The 14,235-nt window shown below is 46.4% G+C and carries 13 protein-coding genes; 11 read left to right on the forward strand and 2 right to left on the reverse strand.

The genetic code is table 11. The features are described from left to right. Positions 1–8: 8 nt before the first annotated feature. From pstB to EXT46_RS00395, 5 genes are all read left to right on the forward strand, one after another. Positions 9–833 carry a phosphate ABC transporter ATP-binding protein PstB gene (gene pstB / locus EXT46_RS00375; RefSeq protein WP_022945409.1) on the forward strand — a complete coding sequence of 275 codons (825 nt, stop codon included), beginning with the start codon at positions 9–11 and terminating at the stop codon, positions 831–833. Positions 834–896: 63 nt separating this feature from the next. Then, the gene (phoU, locus tag EXT46_RS00380) at positions 897–1,598 is read left to right on the forward strand and encodes a phosphate signaling complex protein PhoU (RefSeq protein WP_022945410.1); all 702 of its coding nucleotides are present in this window, start codon (positions 897–899) and stop codon (positions 1,596–1,598) included. Positions 1,599–1,868: 270 nt separating this feature from the next. Then, entirely contained in the window at positions 1,869–2,546 is a 678-nt protein-coding gene (locus EXT46_RS00385; protein ID WP_022945411.1) for a TIGR00153 family protein, read from the forward strand. Positions 2,547–2,621: 75 nt separating this feature from the next. After that, on the forward strand, positions 2,622–3,890 hold the full coding sequence (locus EXT46_RS00390) for an inorganic phosphate transporter (protein WP_130144514.1): 1,269 nt from the start codon (positions 2,622–2,624) through the stop codon (positions 3,888–3,890). A gap of 107 nt (positions 3,891–3,997) precedes the next feature. Next, positions 3,998–4,918, forward strand: coding sequence for a hydrogen peroxide-inducible genes activator (locus EXT46_RS00395; protein ID WP_022945413.1), 921 nt, complete (start codon positions 3,998–4,000; stop codon positions 4,916–4,918). 13 nt (positions 4,919–4,931) lie between these two features. On the opposite strand, the gene EXT46_RS00400 is transcribed toward EXT46_RS00395, so the two are convergent. Next, complete coding sequence (locus tag EXT46_RS00400; protein WP_045979225.1) at positions 4,932–5,135, reverse strand: hypothetical protein; 204 nt, start codon at positions 5,133–5,135, stop codon at positions 4,932–4,934. Between the two features lie 243 nt (positions 5,136–5,378). Next, entirely contained in the window at positions 5,379–7,880 is a 2,502-nt protein-coding gene (locus EXT46_RS00405; protein ID WP_130144516.1) for an EAL domain-containing protein, read from the reverse strand. 142 nt (positions 7,881–8,022) lie between these two features. Between EXT46_RS00405 and queA the strand changes: the two genes are divergently transcribed. The 6 genes from queA to EXT46_RS00435 all read left to right on the forward strand — a co-directional run bounded on the left by queA (position 8,023) and on the right by EXT46_RS00435 (position 14,232). Then, positions 8,023–9,063 carry a tRNA preQ1(34) S-adenosylmethionine ribosyltransferase-isomerase QueA gene (gene queA, locus EXT46_RS00410; protein WP_022945416.1) on the forward strand — a complete coding sequence of 347 codons (1,041 nt, stop codon included), beginning with the start codon at positions 8,023–8,025 and terminating at the stop codon, positions 9,061–9,063. Positions 9,064–9,221: 158 nt separating this feature from the next. Beyond that, positions 9,222–10,346, forward strand: coding sequence for a tRNA guanosine(34) transglycosylase Tgt (gene tgt / locus EXT46_RS00415; RefSeq protein ID WP_130144518.1), 1,125 nt, complete (start codon positions 9,222–9,224; stop codon positions 10,344–10,346). Between the two features lie 78 nt (positions 10,347–10,424). Beyond that, positions 10,425–10,763, forward strand: coding sequence for a preprotein translocase subunit YajC (gene yajC / locus EXT46_RS00420; protein ID WP_130144520.1), 339 nt, complete (start codon positions 10,425–10,427; stop codon positions 10,761–10,763). Positions 10,764–10,781: 18 nt separating this feature from the next. Beyond that, positions 10,782–12,641 (forward strand): protein translocase subunit SecD, encoded by a 1,860-nt coding sequence (gene secD, locus EXT46_RS00425; protein WP_045979228.1) that lies wholly within the window; start codon positions 10,782–10,784, stop codon positions 12,639–12,641. 9 nt (positions 12,642–12,650) lie between these two features. Continuing rightward, complete coding sequence (gene secF, locus EXT46_RS00430) at positions 12,651–13,595, forward strand: protein translocase subunit SecF (RefSeq protein WP_022945420.1); 945 nt, start codon at positions 12,651–12,653, stop codon at positions 13,593–13,595. Positions 13,596–13,713: 118 nt separating this feature from the next. Beyond that, the gene (locus EXT46_RS00435) at positions 13,714–14,232 is read left to right on the forward strand and encodes a hypothetical protein (RefSeq protein WP_130144522.1); all 519 of its coding nucleotides are present in this window, start codon (positions 13,714–13,716) and stop codon (positions 14,230–14,232) included. Positions 14,233–14,235: the final 3 nt, after the last annotated feature.

The following is a 14,235-nucleotide window of genomic DNA, read 5'->3' on the forward strand; positions in this document are numbered from 1 at the left end:
ACAAAGTTATGATTACAGTTGCACCCCAGGTAAATGCATCAAGCAGCGATAAGCTAGATTTGAATAACCTAACGCCAGAGCAAACAGCATTGCAGATTAAAAACCTCGACCTTTACTATGGCGAGAAGCAGGCGCTGAGTGATGTCAGTATGGATATTCCTAAAGGTCAGGTAACCGCGTTTATCGGCCCATCGGGTTGTGGTAAGTCAACATTACTACGTTGTATCAATCGCATGAACGACCTGGTAGATAGCTGCCGTATCGACGGTGAGATTCTGCTTCACGGCGAGAATATCTACAACAAGCGTGTGGATGTGGCAGCGTTACGCCGTAACGTTGGCATGGTGTTTCAAAGCCCGAATCCATTCCCTAAGTCTATTTATGAGAATGTGGTTTATGGCTTGCGCCTACAAGGCATTAAAGACAAGCGTAAACTCGATGAAGTGGTGGAAAAGTCATTACGTGGCGCGGCATTGTGGGACGAAGTCAAAGATCGTCTACACGACAGTGCATTTGGTCTCTCTGGAGGTCAGCAGCAGCGTTTAGTGATTGCTCGCTCTATCGCCATCGAACCCGAAGTGTTATTGCTGGATGAACCAACTTCGGCGCTGGATCCCATTTCAACGCTGGTTATTGAAGAGTTGATCAGTGAGCTCAAAAACAAGTTTACCGTGGTAATTGTAACGCACAACATGCAACAGGCGGCGCGGGTATCTGATCAAACGGCATTTATGTATATGGGTGAGCTTATTGAGTATGCCGATACTAATACTCTGTTCACCACCCCTAGTAAGAAGAAAACCGAAGACTACATTACCGGTCGTTACGGTTAATCTCGCGGCATGTTGCAACGCTTGTTGCTATGATTACTAGAGTAGAATTTTGAGAAGGCGATTATGGAACACAATATAAACAAACACATTTCCGGCAAGTTTAATGAAGAGCTAGAGAGTGTGCGTAACCATGTACTGAGCATGGGTGGGTTAGTTGAGCAACAACTAAACAGTGCCCTTGATGCAGTCAGTAAAAACGATGCTGAGTTGGCAAAAAAGGTTAAAGCTAATGACTACCGCGTGAATGCCATGGAAGTGAACATTGACGAGGAGTGCACGCGCATCATCGCTAAACGCCAACCAGCGGCCAGTGATTTACGTTTAGTTGTTGCCATTGCCAAAACTATTGCTGATTTAGAGCGTATTGGTGATGAGGCTGAGCGCATTGCCAAAGTAGCATTAGACTCTTTCACTAAAGATCAGCAAGGGTTGCTCAATAACATTGAAAATATGGGTCGCTTAGTGTCAATCATGTTACATGACGTATTGGATGCGTTTGCCCGTATGGACGCGCAAAAGGCCTTTGAAGTACACAAAGCCGATGAAAAAGTGGATCGTGAGTATGAAGCACTCACCCGCCAAATCATGACTTACATGATGGAAGATCCGCGCTCAATTCCCAAAGTAATGGACTTGATTTGGTCGGTACGTTCTTTGGAGCGCATAGGCGATCGTTGCCAGAATATTTCTGAGTATGTGATTTATTTCGTCAACGGCAAGGATATTCGCCATATCTCCCAAGAAGATATCGCTAAGACACTGTAATTATTTTAGAAAATAAAGATGGGCAAATACGGACATTTGCCCTTTTTTTATGATGTTAAATAATCATTGCCAGTTGAGTGTAAAAGCTTACTGAATAAGGCATGAAATTCGATGCGTTTGAGCTGCACATAGGGTAAAATTGGGCTCGAAAGCATAGTTAAACTAAGTCGTGGAAAATAGCAAAGAAACGAGCCTACAAAACCAATGTAGTCTATGTTTATGACCTATTTATGACGGTTTTATTGCAAACTTAGATTCAAAGGGTCAGTTATGCCTAGTAATGCGTTTTTAGGGGTTTTTGCAAAATCACCTATTAAACCAATTGAAGATCATATTAAAAAAGTGCACAAAGCAAGTGCGCTACTCATTCCCTTTTTTGAGCATGTATTTGAGTCTCAATGGCAAGAAGCGGAAGAGTTACGTCTTAAAATACGCTCCATAGAGCGTGAGGCCGATGATCTTAAACGTGAGATTAGACTTAATCTTCCACGTGGACTGTTCCTTCCAGTTGAGCGCACCGATTTGCTCGAACTGATCACCCACCAAGACAAGATAGCCAATAAAGCTAAAGACATCGCTGGACGCGTTATTGGCCGTGAGATGGCAATCCCAAAAACCATCCAAAGCGACTTCTTACAGTATCTATCACGCTGTGTGGACGCCACCAAGCAAGCATCAAAAGCTATTAATGAGCTAGATGAATTACTTGAAACAGGCTTCCGTGGTCGTGAAGTAACCCTGGTTGAGAAAATGCTCGCCGAACTTGATGCGATTGAGCAAGACACAGACGATATGCAAATTAAGCTACGTCAAGAATTGCGTCGCATTGAAGATACACTAAACCCTGTTGATGTCATGTTCTTGTACAAGATCATCGAGTGGGTGGGCGATTTAGCCGATATTGCTGAGCGCGTTGGTTCGCGTTTAGAAGTATTGCTAGCTCGTTAACATTGCCAAGATCCAGCAAAGACAATATGAACACACTGCTGGCTCAAACAAAGTTAAGACAATAAGGTTATTCTGATGGATATTATTTCGTCCTACGGTACCGTGCTGGTGTTGGTTGCCGCTGCGGTAGGTTTCTTCATGGCTTATGGCATCGGTGCCAATGACGTAGCCAATGCAATGGGTACGTCAGTCGGCTCTAAAGCACTGACCATTAAACAAGCGATTATCATTGCGATGATCTTCGAATTCGCTGGCGCATATTTAGCCGGTGGTGAGGTTACATCGACCATACGTAAAGGCATTATAGACGCCGCTCCGTTTGCTGATATCCCCGAACTGATGGTGTTGGGCATGATTTCAGCATTATTCGCGGCCGGTAGCTGGTTATTAATTGCGTCCTTTTTAGGCTGGCCTGTTTCCACAACACACTCTATTATCGGCGCTATTATTGGTTTTGCTCTCGTTGCTGTAGGTAGCGAAGCGATTCAATGGACGAAGGTTGCGGGGATTGTGGGTAGCTGGGTGGTGACGCCTGCGCTATCAGGCTTCATTGCTTACCTTATCTTTATGAGCGCGCAAAAGCTTATTTTCGATACCAATAACCCACTGGATAATGCTAAACGCTACGTACCTCTCTATATGGGTTTGGCTGGTTTTGTCATGTCCTTGGTGACTATCAAAAAAGGCCTAAAGCACATTGGTATCAACCTAGGAACGGTTGAAGGGTATGCCTTGTCGGTAGCTATTGCTGTGCTTATCGGCATTATTGGTATGCTTGCCATTAAACGCTTAAAAATGGACCCTAAAGCCGATAAGGCGATGCAGTTTAACAACGTTGAGAAAGTGTTTGCTGTACTCATGGTACTGACCGCTTGTTGTATGGCTTTTGCACACGGTTCGAACGATGTTGCCAACGCCATAGGCCCACTTGCTGCCGTTGTAAATATCGTTGAAAATAACGGTGAGCTTGCGAAAAAAGCAGCACTTGCATGGTGGATTCTTCCTTTAGGTGGCCTAGGTATCGTAATGGGTCTTGCTATCTTAGGTAAGAAAGTGATTAAAACCATTGGTGAAGGAATTACACACTTAACGCCAAGCCGAGGCTTTGCAGCCGAGCTTGCAGCCGCATCAACTGTAGTTATTGCCTCTGGTACTGGCTTGCCAATTTCGACCACGCAAACACTAGTCGGTGCCGTTTTGGGTGTGGGTATGGCACGCGGCATTGCTGCACTGAATATGAGTGTGATTAGAAACATTGTGGTTTCTTGGGTAATAACATTGCCTGTTGGTGCTGCTCTTGCTATTGTAATCTTCTACATATTAAGAACAGTATTCGGCGTATAACGTCGTTGTGGGAGTTACCTCCCACAACACATGACAGAACCGTCTTTTAGCTTGAAAAGATCTCAGCGCCCTCGGTGTTGGGGTCTTTTTATTTGTGAGCAATAAACATGACCAATCTGCCTAGTATCAAGCAACTACAATATTTAATCGCAGTTCATCAGCATCAACATTTTGGTCGCGCAGCTAGCGCCTGTTATATCGGCCAGTCGACTTTGAGTAGCGCGATTCAAAACCTTGAAGAAAATCTCGGCGTGCAACTAATTGAGCGTGAAAACCGCAGTTTAATGTTCACCAGCATTGGCGAAGAAGTGGTAGCGAAGGCCAAGCAAATAATTAACGACACCATGAGTGTGAAAGAGCTGACCCGCAGCCATCTGCACCCGCTTAGCGGTACGCTAACGCTTGGCGTCATTCCGACTATTGCTAGCTTTGTCGCTGCGCCACTTTATTGCTACTGCAAAGAAACGTTTAAAGACTTGGATTTAGTGCTGGTAGAAGACACCAGTGATAACCTACTCGATAAGTTAGAGCATGGCCATATCGATATCGCGCTGCTAGCACTGCCTTATGAAACTGGACGCTTTCACACGCAGATATTGGCAAAAGACAAGTTCTACCTCGTGAAACACAAAGACTACCCCATTGATGAGTCGGTGGATTACAACGCGCTTCCAGAGCACAGCGTATTCCTCCTTGAACGTGAGCACTGTATGACTGGGCATGCGCTCAGTGCGTGTAATTTGGAGCGAGCGAGTTGCATCAACCCATTCGAAGCTGCGAATTTACACACCTTGTTGTCGATGGTGGAATATAAGTTGGGCGTTACATTTTTACCACAAATGGCGATTAACGCGGGCATACTTGATGCCAAGCCGCTTGTGGCTACCAGCTCCGGCGCTGATGCGCATCGCGATGTTGGTTTAATTTGGCGCAAGACCACGGGAAGAATCGGTGACTTCCGGCTATTCAGCGATAAAGTCGGCGAGTTCCTGCGTACTTGCAGCACGGTGGGCAGTGAAGAGCCTTAATGAACCTAACTATCTAAGGTGTTGATTTTGGTTTAAACAGGGGCTTTTCTAGTGCCGGTAAAAACAACAAATAGACCCAGACCACAAGATTAAAATACGGAATAACACCCAGTGCTAAAAACAGCCGTACCGGATACCCCTTGCGCTTGGCGTGAAGGTAGCACTGGCTGGCGATGAGCATGTTTATAATCAGCAGTAATGTTACTAAAGCAGTCATGTTGATTTTCCTTAATGAGCCTTGTTGATGTCATTGATAGACAATGTCTTCTAAGCCGATATAACCTCTCCGGCTATGCCACATTCCATTGTTGGGCTTTATGATTTATTTAGTATTTTCAGCAGGTTAATAATTAACTGTACGTGCTTAACCTGCTTCTCTCACAGCGCACTGAATAATTTGAGTATAGCTAAATGAGCGCTCAGAAAAAGCGCTAAATTGTTAAATTTCGTTCGTTATTACTTAGCTAGATGTTTTTGCAGAGATTATTTTTTGATTGTTTTGCAGTGACGCTATCGGGGCGGGTTTGGCGATAAAGTAGCCTTGAGCGTAATCGACACCAATTTCTTTAAGTAGGTTATAAATTTCTTTATTTTCAACGTATTCCGCTACTGAATGCTTTTTCAGCGAGCGTGAAATATCGTTGATGGCCTTAACCAACGCATAGTCTATAGGGTCATGTTGCATATCGCGCACGAATGAGCCGTCAATTTTGACATGCTGCGCTGGCAAGCGCTTGAGATAGTCAAAGGTACTAAATCCAGTACCAAAATCATCAATGGAAAAGTCACAGCCAAGCTCGTTAAGCGCGCAGATCATGTCTCGGGTTGCACTCAGGTTATCAATGCTGGCACTTTCGGTAATTTCAAAAATAACGCGCTTGGGATCGACGTGATAGTCATTGAGCATGGCGCGGATATGTGGCAATAAACGCTCATCTAAAAACGATTGCGCCGAGAGGTTGATGGCAACACGCTGTAACTGCGGGTTTTCACTGAGATCGCTAATCGCTCGGCGAACTACACATTGGTCCATCAAGTAGCTGTCATTGAGCATTTCAAGGGCTGGGATAAATTGGTTCGGGTAGATAAGCTCGTCATCAACAACCAGTCTTAATAGGGCCTCATAATAAGCAATACGCGATCGCTTAATGTCCCACACGGCCTGATAGTGTAACTCGATGTTGTTTTGCTGCAGTGCCGAGCGCACATTGTGACCCCATTCCAAGCCACTTTGCATCGCATTACTTTGCGAGTCACGAGCATCATAGCAATGCACTAAATTACGGCCCTGACTTTTGGCAATATACAGTGCGATATCAGCCTGCTTAAGGCATTCATTAGCATCGTTGTTCTGTGCCGATATTTGTGTGATGCCGATTGAGCAACTAATAGAGTAGAGCTGCTCTTGGCAATGGAACTGGTAGCTATCAATGGCCATACATACCCCTTCAGCCACCATATGAGCGTCTAAAAATGGGGTGTCTTTTAGTAAAATGGCGAACTCATCGCCGCCGATGCGAAAGACTAAATGGCTATCGCCGATATGCTCTTGGAATAAGTTGGCGACCTCTTTAAGAACAACGTCACCTTCTTGGTGTCCCTTGCTGTCGTTAATAATTTTGAAGTGGTCAAGGTCGATATAAATCAGTGCGTGCTCATCATTAGCACGGGTTTGGCGACACAACTGAGAGAGTTGTTGGTCAAAATAATAGCGGTTGTGAAGCCCTGTAAGGGTATCGTGTAATGCTAAGTGTTGTAACTGTAACTCCGCCTGCTTGCGCTCTTCAATATTGTCGATGGAAGCGGTGATCACCGCGCCAGCATTGGCTTCATTAACATGCTGGAAACGGCATTCAAACCAAGCGCTATTGCCCTGTTGTGTAACCAGTTGCACTTCTATCTTACGCCGTTGTTGCTCACCCTGAGCAACAGCGCTCAATACTTGCTGAAGCCTTGCTTGGTCATGCGCTAACGCGTAGTTGGTAAGCGGCTTGCCAATACTTTGCTTTAAACCATACCCGGTATTTGCTTCCCAGGCTGGGTTAATAAAGCGGATGCAGCCTTGCTCGTCGAGCTCCATAACGATGGTATTAAGATGCATAAGAATGCGTTGGTGCGCTGAATAGAGCTCTTTATAGCGTGATTGACTTTGGCTTAGCTGCGCCACTTTCTTCTCAAACTCGCTGTAGCTGGCTATAAAGTCTTCACGACGCGCGGCGTGGTCACACACTTTCATTAGTAGTGCGTCATTGTAAGGGCGACGAATAAAGTCGGTGACGCCGCTCAACAATAAACGCTCGGCATAGTCAGCGTCGTGGCTATCTATAATAGTGACAATCGCTTGGCTGGCATTATGAGAGAGAATACTTTGAACCAACTCGTTAGCAGTCTCGGCATTGGCAATACTCGCATCTAGCAATACGATGGCGTAACGCCCTTGCAAATACATGCTTAAGGCTTGGCGCACAGAGCTGCATACTTCAACGGCAAAGTTTAACGCTAAAGCCTCACTCATCGCTTTTGCTTTGGTGCTATCGGCTTCGAGTAACAGCAGACCTAAACGACTGCTTTTATCGAGTTGCGTGGACAGAACATTGGCCAGTGTTTGCGGTAGTAAATCTTGGCGCTCTATGGGCACAACCGCATCAATACCATAGCTGCGAGCTGTGGTTTCGGCGATACGTTCACAATAAAAAGGGGGAGTCAGTACAATCGGGGTGTGTTTAGGGGTTTTCAGCAATCCGGAGCGAATCATTCGTGAAAAGCGCCAGCCATCGATGGTGCCTACATCCAGTCCGGTAATCACTAAGCTTACCGCGCGTTCTTTCAGCACCTGCAATGCTTCTTGGGAGTCTGCGAACTCAAGCACAGAGAAAATATCGAGACGCCCCAAAGTACGTTTAATGATGCTGCGCTCAACTGCACTGGCATTGACTATCATGAGGCTTAAGGGCGTAGCCATGGTATCGCAACCCAACTGTTTAAGACCTAAATTGAATTCACTAGATTATAGGTAATTGTCACCCGAGACAAGCGCTATGCGCTTGATTTCAGTCAAGGGGGGAACTAGAATTGGCGCGATTTTCAGCACCCCGGAGAAACCCATGCGCGTGGCCGATTTTAGTTTTGAGCTACCTGAAGAATTGATCGCTCGATTTCCGCAAAAGGAACGTAGCCAAAGTCGCCTGTTAAAAGTAGAGGGTAACAGCGGTAATACCACCCACCATATCTTCAAGGACATCATTGACTTCATCGAGCCTGGTGATCTGTTGGTGTTTAATAACACCAAAGTGATCCCTGCCCGTATGCATGGACAAAAGCGCTCTGGTGGCAAGGTGGAAGTGCTTGTAGAAAGAGTGCTTGATGATAAGCGTGTGCTTGCTCACGTGAGAGCCAATAAGTCACCTAAACCGGGAACGGTGATGGTTCTTGAAGAACAAGCGCAGATGGAAATGATTGGCCGTCAAGGCGAGCTGTTCGAGCTTGAGCTCAAAGGTGATATGTCAGTGTTAGACACCCTTGAGCAGATAGGCCATATGCCTTTGCCTCCGTATATTGACCGCCCTGATACTGATGAAGATAAGCAGCGCTATCAAACAGTGTATGGTGAAAAACCCGGTGCAGTTGCCGCACCAACAGCCGGATTACATTTTGATGAGCCGCTAATGGCAGCGTTAAAGGACAAAGGCGTGGCCATGGCGTTTGTGACCTTACACGTTGGTGCAGGGACGTTTCAGCCGGTGCGGGTAGACAGCGTTCAAGAGCATCATATGCACTCAGAATACATTGATGTACCACAAGATGTTGTTGATGCCATTGCGAAAACTAAAGCCCAAGGTGGGCGCGTTATTGCCGTGGGCACAACCTCGGTGCGCTCTTTGGAATCGGCAGCGAAAATCGGTGGCGGTGAGCTCATTAGTTATGTCGGCGATACCGATATCTTTATCTACCCTGGGTATCAGTTCAATGTCGTCGATGCCATGATCACAAACTTTCACTTACCGGAGTCCACATTAATTATGCTGGTCAGCGCATTCTCTGGGCAGGAGCATATTATGTCGGCCTATCAAGAGGCTATTAAAGAGCGTTATCGTTTCTTTAGTTATGGCGATGCGATGTTTTTAACCCGCCAAGATAAAGACTAAGAAAAAGCCGCAAGAAGCGGCTTTTTTTATTTGTTGCTTTTATTTCTTCGATTCGCCCCAATTCATAGTATTGCTGCGACAAAACAGGTAAAATCGGGCGGTTAATCTGCGCATTTTGCGCTCGAGTTGGACTGTTTTTCCGACCTATTGAGGACCACATGAAATTTGAACTAGATACAACCGACGGCAAAGCCCGCCGTGGGCGCTTAATTTTCGAACGCGGTGTCGTAGAAACCCCCGCATTTATGCCGGTAGGTACCTATGGCACAGTAAAGGGGATGACCCCAGACGAGCTTAAAGATACGGGGGCGCACATTTGCTTGGGAAATACTTTCCACCTCATGCTACGCCCGGGCACTGAGATTATTAAACAACACGGTGACCTCCATGACTTCATGGCATGGGACAAGCCGATTTTGACAGACTCCGGTGGTTTTCAGGTATTCAGTCTCGGCGCAATGCGTAAAATAACGGAAGAAGGCGTCATGTTCCGCTCTCCCGTTAACGGTGAGAAAATAATGCTGAGCCCTGAAAAAGCGATGCAAGTGCAGTGTGATCTAGGCTCTGACATTGTCATGATTTTTGACGAATGTACGCCTTACCCAGCAACGGAGAAGCAAGCAAAAGACTCTATGGAATTATCACTGCGCTGGGCAAAACGTTCAAAACAAGCGCATGGTGATAACCCGTCAGCGCTGTTTGGTATTATTCAAGGTGGTATGTACCCAGAGCTGCGAGCACAATCGCAAGCAGGGCTGGAGGAAATTGAATTTGATGGCTATGCCCTCGGTGGACTCTCTGTAGGCGAGCCAAAAGAAGACATGATCAATATTCTCGACCATTGCGCTTACAAAATGCCAGAGCAAAAACCGCGTTATTTAATGGGCGTCGGCAAGCCCGAAGATATCGTTGAAGCGGTACGTCGTGGTATTGATATGTTTGACTGCGTGATGCCTACACGAAACGCACGTAATGGTCATTTATTTGTTACCGGTGGGGTGGTTAAAATCCGTAACGCCGTGCACAAGACTGACACCGCGCCGCTGGACAGTGAATGTGATTGCCACACATGTAAGAACTACTCACGCGCTTATTTGCATCACTTGGATAAGTGCAATGAGATTCTCGGTGCGCGTTTGAACACCATTCATAACTTGCGCTACTACCAACGTTTAATGGAAGGGTTGCGTGAGGCAATTGCCAGCGGCAAGCTTGACGCTTTTGTAGCAGACTTTTATGCTCGCCGTAATACTGCGGTTCCAGAGCTCGCAGAAACAGAATAATTGCGGCCCGCCTTGTGCGGGCTTGCCTGTAATTTACAACATTAAAATTAATAGTTAAGTACTTAAGGGGACTACCTGATGAGTTTATTTATTGCAAACGCACATGCAAGCACAGCGGGCGCCGCACCGGGCGGTGATGGCGTGGGAATGTTAATTATGCTGGGTATCTTTGCCCTGGTTTTTTATGGTCTTATCTACCGCCCGCAAGCTAAGCGAGTAAAAGAGCACAAAAACCTAATGAGCGCTTTAGCTAAGGGTGATGAAGTGCTTACTCAAGGCGGCATGGTTGGTAAAATCACTAAGGTGTCTGAAGATAAAGACTTTGTGCTTATCTCGCTGAACGACCAAACCGAAGTAACAGTGCAGAAGTCTGCGATTAGCGCAGTACTACCCAAAGGCACAATGAAGTCGCTATAAACCAAAAAGGAAAGATACGTGTTAAATAAGTTTCCCTTATGGAAATATTTACTCGTACTTGTTGTATTGGCAGTCGGGGTGCTTTATGCCACCCCGAACATCTATGGCCGCGATCCGGCCATTCAGGTTACCGGAACAAAGGGAACCGACGCCGATCTCAGTGCGCTAGATACAGTAAATAAAATCCTGACTGATAATAAAATTGAAACCAAGTCGAGCAAACTCGCCGATGGCCAGATCCTGGTCCGCTTCAAAAATGTCGAACAACAACTTAAAGCTCAGGACATTTTGCGCGACAACTTAAGTGAAGATTACATCTCTGCCATTAACATGGCGCCAGCTCAACCACAATGGCTAAAAGCCATTGGTGGTAACCCAATGAAGCTCGGTCTTGACTTAAGTGGTGGTGTGCATTTCACCATGGAAGTTGACATGGTGACGGCGATGGATAATGCCCTGAACCAGATGGAGCAAGATTTCCGCTCAGACTTACGCGAAGAAAAACTGCGTTACCGCACTATCCGCCGCGTAGCGGGGAGCGATGGCGTGCAAGTGGTGATGCGCAGTGAGCAAGACAAAGACGCTGCTGAGCGCTTCTTGCAAGACCGCTACCCGGGTTACTTGTTTGTTGATGACAGCAACAACGACAATGGCTTTATTGCCTCAATGAGCGAGCAGCGTATTAAAGAGTTGCGTGATTATGCGATCAAGCAAAACGAGACCATTATTCGTAACCGGATTAACCAAATCGGTGTTGCTGAACCTAATGTTCAACGTCAAGGCGCAGAGCGCATTATTGTGCAATTACCCGGTGTACAAGACACCGCGCGTGCAAAAGAAATCTTAGGCGCTACGGCAACCCTAGAGTTTCGTGAGGTTGACCAAGATGCTGATCCAGGATTGGCGATGCAAGGGCGCACACCGCCTGGTACTGAAATGATCATGAGCCGCGAAGGCCGTCCTGTGGTACTGAAAAAGCGGGTCATTCTGGAAGGTAGCCATATTACCGGTGCACAATCTGGCATGGATGAATATCAGCGTCCACAGGTTAACATTAAGCTGGATTCTAAAGGCGGTGCCAAGATGGATGCCTTTACCAAACGCGCCATAGGTAAGCCAATGGCGACCGTGTTTATTGAATACAAGCCTTCTGGCGAAGTAGACGAAAACGGAAAGCCGCTTCCGCCTATCAAAGTGGAAGAAGTAATTAACGTGGCGACGATTCAAGCACGATTAGGGCGTAGTTTCCGCATTACCGGTTTAGATAACCCAGCTGAAGCACATAACTTGAGCTTGCTGCTGCGTGCAGGTGCCCTTGTTGCACCGATCCAAATCGTAGAAGAGCGCACCGTGGGTCCAAGCTTAGGGCAAGAAAATATTGAAGCGGGTATGACCGCTGTGGTGCTTGGCTTCGCGTTTGTTTTAGCCTTTATGCTGCTTTATTACAAAGGTTTCGGCTTGGTTGCTAACCTAGCCTTGGGTGCTAACTTGGTGATGATTGTCGGAGTGATGTCGATGATCCCAGGTGCTGCGCTGACCTTACCTGGTATTGCTGGTATCGTCTTAACAGTCGGTATGGCGGTGGACGCAAACGTACTTATTTTCGAGCGTATCCGCGAAGAATTGGCTGATGGACGTAGTCCACAGCAGGCCATCCATTTCGGTTACGACAGTGCTTTTAGTACCATTTTTGATGCCAACATTACCACCTTAATCGCCGCGATTATTCTGTTTGCAGTGGGAACCGGACCAATAGCTGGCTTCGCGGTAACTCTGGCAATAGGTATCTTAACTTCAATGTTTACCGCCATTGTTGGTACCCGTGCGGTTATCAACTTAGTTGTTGGTGGTAAGCGCATTGAAAAGCTATCGATATAGGAGCGAAGCATGCAATTATTAAAAGTGAAAGGTACTTTACCATTCATGAAAGCACGCAAAGTAGCGATGGGCTTTTCAATTTTATTGATTATTGCCGCGCTGGCGTCTTTCGTGGTTAAAGGCCTTAATTTTGGGTTAGATTTTACCGGTGGTACAGCTGTAGAAGTGGGCTTTTCACAGCCCGCTGAGCTCTCCCAAGTACGAAAAGTACTCGCAGAGAATGGCTTCGCTGATGCCTCTGTACAACTGTTTGGCTCCAGTAAAGACGTACTTGTGCGTCTTCCTCCACAAGGAGAGGGAGTGAAAGCTGAGGTCATTGGTAACCAGGTTATGGCAGCCTTAAAGCAGGCCGATGCACAGGCGCAGATGCGCCGTATCGAGTTTGTTGGTCCCAGTGTCGGTGAAGATTTGAAAGAGCAGGGTGGCTTAGCGATGCTGACTGCTTTGATCTGTATTTTGCTCTATGTTGCCTTACGTTTTGAGTGGCGTTTCGCCCTAGGTGCGGTATTTGCCTTGTTCCACGATGTTATTTTGACTATGGGCCTGTTTTCACTATTAGGCTTGGAGTTTGATTTAACTATCTTGGCGGCGATTCTTGCGGTCATCGGTTATTCACTTAACGATACTATTGTTGTTTCAGACCGTATCCGTGAGAACTTCCGCAAAGTGCGTATTGACGACACCTTGGAAATTATCGACCTCTCTCTTACACAGACATTGAATCGAACCTTGGTTACTTCAATTACCACTATTTTGGTATTGATAGCCTTGTTCGTATGGGGTGGTCAAACTATCCATGGTTTCGCTACGGCATTACTCTTTGGTGTATTCATCGGTACTTACTCGTCGGTCTATGTTGCCAGCTCTGTGGCGGTATTCCTTGGAGTTAGTAAAGAGGACTTGATCCCCGTAGAAGTAGAGAAAGAGGGCGCTGATCTCGATCCTATGCCTTAGAGAATAAAGGTCAAACGTTGAAAATGCCGCTTTAATGCGGCATTTTTTATATATCCAGTTCCCTGGTTGTGACAATGAATGTAGTTCGTTGTCACAGCGGTTATACAGGCCCAGTCTTATGAAGTTGTTTTTACTGGTCTTAGCTTTGCTAACAATAAGTGCTTGCGGTGACAGCGTCGGCAAGCCACAGCCAATTGCTGATCCGAACTCAGCAACCCAAGTGTACCTAGGCATGAGTGAGCAGCTCCTCAGTGAGTTACGCTTGCAAGGACGAGCACCAGAGCTCGAGCATATAAGTACAGCCTTAGCCGTTGCCATGTACGCGCAAATCCCAGATCTAAGGCTGCGCTTTCCCGAGTGTGACGCGTACCTACAGAGCTTATATCAAGGCTTTGATAGTTCAGTGCAATTAACGTATGTAGAGCTGAGTGAGCAATACCATAATGGCGATGCTTTACCCACCTTTGAGGCACCGATTTGCTATCATATTAAGGAGGCGACAGTTCTTCCGTTGCTAATTAGAGCTATGGTGAGAGAGTCGCAAACTGGCGCAGTTAATACTGTGTCGGCGCGTCGACATGCACTCAAAGCGCAAGCCCATTTCAATATCATTCAGCAGCAATTGCAGAGAAAGTAGTCA

This window comes from Pseudoalteromonas sp. CO325X (genome assembly GCF_004208955.1).
In the GTDB taxonomy this organism is placed as follows: domain Bacteria; phylum Pseudomonadota; class Gammaproteobacteria; order Enterobacterales; family Alteromonadaceae; genus Pseudoalteromonas; species Pseudoalteromonas ruthenica.

Coding starts and splice junctions, on each gene's coding strand:
- pstB (WP_022945409.1), top strand. CDS start 9: ATGATTACAGTTGCACCCCAGGTAAATGCATCAAGCAGCGATAAGCTA.
- EXT46_RS00390 (WP_130144514.1), top strand. CDS start 2,622: ATGGATATTATTTCGTCCTACGGTACCGTGCTGGTGTTGGTTGCCGCT.
- queA (WP_022945416.1), top strand. CDS start 8,023: ATGCGCGTGGCCGATTTTAGTTTTGAGCTACCTGAAGAATTGATCGCT.
- secF (WP_022945420.1), top strand. CDS start 12,651: ATGCAATTATTAAAAGTGAAAGGTACTTTACCATTCATGAAAGCACGC.
- tgt (WP_130144518.1), top strand. CDS start 9,222: ATGAAATTTGAACTAGATACAACCGACGGCAAAGCCCGCCGTGGGCGC.
- EXT46_RS00400 (WP_045979225.1), bottom strand. CDS start 5,135: ATGACTGCTTTAGTAACATTACTGCTGATTATAAACATGCTCATCGCC.
- yajC (WP_130144520.1), top strand. CDS start 10,425: ATGAGTTTATTTATTGCAAACGCACATGCAAGCACAGCGGGCGCCGCA.
- phoU (WP_022945410.1), top strand. CDS start 897: ATGGAACACAATATAAACAAACACATTTCCGGCAAGTTTAATGAAGAG.
- EXT46_RS00435 (WP_130144522.1), top strand. CDS start 13,714: ATGAAGTTGTTTTTACTGGTCTTAGCTTTGCTAACAATAAGTGCTTGC.
- EXT46_RS00405 (WP_130144516.1), bottom strand. CDS start 7,880: ATGGCTACGCCCTTAAGCCTCATGATAGTCAATGCCAGTGCAGTTGAG.
- EXT46_RS00395 (WP_022945413.1), top strand. CDS start 3,998: ATGACCAATCTGCCTAGTATCAAGCAACTACAATATTTAATCGCAGTT.
- EXT46_RS00385 (WP_022945411.1), top strand. CDS start 1,869: ATGCCTAGTAATGCGTTTTTAGGGGTTTTTGCAAAATCACCTATTAAA.